This window comes from Saccharopolyspora sp. (assembly GCF_017434145.1).
Taxonomy (GTDB): Bacteria; Actinomycetota; Actinomycetes; order Mycobacteriales; family Pseudonocardiaceae; genus Saccharopolyspora_C; species Saccharopolyspora_C galaxeae.
Window position 1 is genome coordinate 1 of sequence record NZ_JAFRFW010001060.1, and the last position, 1,735, is coordinate 1,735.

Annotated in this window: 2 protein-coding genes; both read left to right on the plus strand. The window is 72.7% G+C overall.

What is annotated here, in order from left to right:
* A partial coding sequence (locus IJH84_RS28905; RefSeq protein ID WP_367269114.1) for an LCP family protein occupies positions 1-1,180 on the plus strand: 1,180 nt, incomplete at its 5' end.
* Between the two features lie 231 nt (positions 1,181-1,411).
* The coding region (locus IJH84_RS28910; RefSeq protein ID WP_295151221.1) for a TIGR03089 family protein at positions 1,412-1,735 on the plus strand (324 nt) is incomplete at its 3' end.

Below are 1,735 nucleotides of genomic sequence, written 5' to 3' on the forward strand. Positions count from 1 at the left end.
CGACGCGGGCGGATCCGAGCGCGCCGCTGCCGCCCCGCGCAAGCACCGCGGCTGGCTGATCGCGGGCCGGACGCTGATCGCGCTGATCTCCGCCGGAGTCCTGGCGGTCACCGCTGCGGGTTGGGTCGCGCTGGACCGCCTGGACACCGACGTCAGCACCTCCCGCGTACTCGCCGACACGCCGGAAGCTCCCCCGGCCGACGACGGCGCGACCGACATCCTGCTGGTCGGCAACGACAGCCGGACCGACGCGCAAGGCAACCCGCTGCCGCTGAGCGTGCTGCGCGAACTGCGCACGGAGAGCACCAACGGCCTCAACACCGACACCGTGATCCTGATGCGGATCCCGCACGACGGCGGCCCGCCCACGGCGGTTTCGCTGCCGCGGGACACCTCGGTGCCGATGCCCGGCGGCGGCACCCAGAAGATCAATGCGGTGTACGGCCTGGCGAAGAGCGCCGCCGCGGATTCCATCGAAGGCCGCGACTCGGCGCTGGCCGAGCGGCAGGCCCAGCTGGCCGGGCAGCGCGCGCTGCTGCAGAGCGTGCAGCGGCTCAGCGGCGTCCGCGTGGACCACTACGCCGAGGTGAACCTGCTCGGCTTCTACGAGGTGACCGACGCGCTCGGCGGCGTCGAGGTGTGCCTGAACCAAGCCACCAGCGACAAGGACTCCGGCGCCGACTTCGCCGCGGGCAGGCAGACCATCTCCGGCGGCGACGCGCTGTCGTTCGTGCGGCAGCGGCACGGCCTGCCGGGCGGTGATCTGGACCGGATCGTGCGCCAGCAGGTCTTCATGGCGGCGGTGGCCAACAAGCTGCTGTCCACCGGCACGCTGACCGATCCGGCGAAGCTGGCCGGGTTGCAGGACGCGGCGCGGCGTTCGGTGGTGCTGGACGAGAACTGGGACGTGGCCGGGTTCGCCGCGCAGATGCAGGGCTTGGCGGGCGGCGGCGTGCGGTTCGTGACGCTGCCGGTCGCTTCCACCGGCGGCAGGGACGAGCACGGGCAGAGCGTGGTCAAGGTGGATCCCGCGCAGGTGCGTTCGTTCATCGCGGGCCTGGTGCCGAAGACCGGTTTCGCCGCGAACGCCACGCTGGACCTGGACGGCACGGCCCGGCGCCAGCCTGCGCCACCCGCCCAGGACCCGATCACCTCCGACGGCATCCCCTGCATCAACTAGCCGCAGCCGATCCGAGGCAGGGGTTCCTTCGCCCCAACAGACCGAGCGATCGGGTCGCTCACCCCCGACGTCACCTCCCGCGCGGTCCGATCGAGGGGCTCCTTCGCGCCAATAGGCCGGGCGAACGAGTCCTTCATTCCTCGCGGTACGCGCGGTGACGAGCGCCTTCGCGCCGGTGGGACGCTCGGTCCCCTTCGCCGCGGGCGGCGGGCTACGCCATAAGGTCGCGGCATGAGCGTCACGCAAGCATTGCTCGCACCCATGCTGGCAACCGGTTCCCCGCGCCCGCTGATCACGCACTACGACGACGCCACCGGAGCCCGTGTCGAGCTGTCCCGCGCGACGGTCGCGAACTGGGCGGCGAAGACGGCGAACTGGCTGGTGGACGAGCTCGACCTGGAGCCGGGCACGCCGGTTTCGGTGGCGCTGCCCGCGCACTGGCAGACCCTCGGAGTGCTGCTCGGCTCCTGGTGGTGCGGTGCGCACGTGGTCGACGACCCGGCGGGTGCCGAGGTCGCGTTCGTCCCGGCCGCCGCGCCCGAGTCCGGCGCGGGC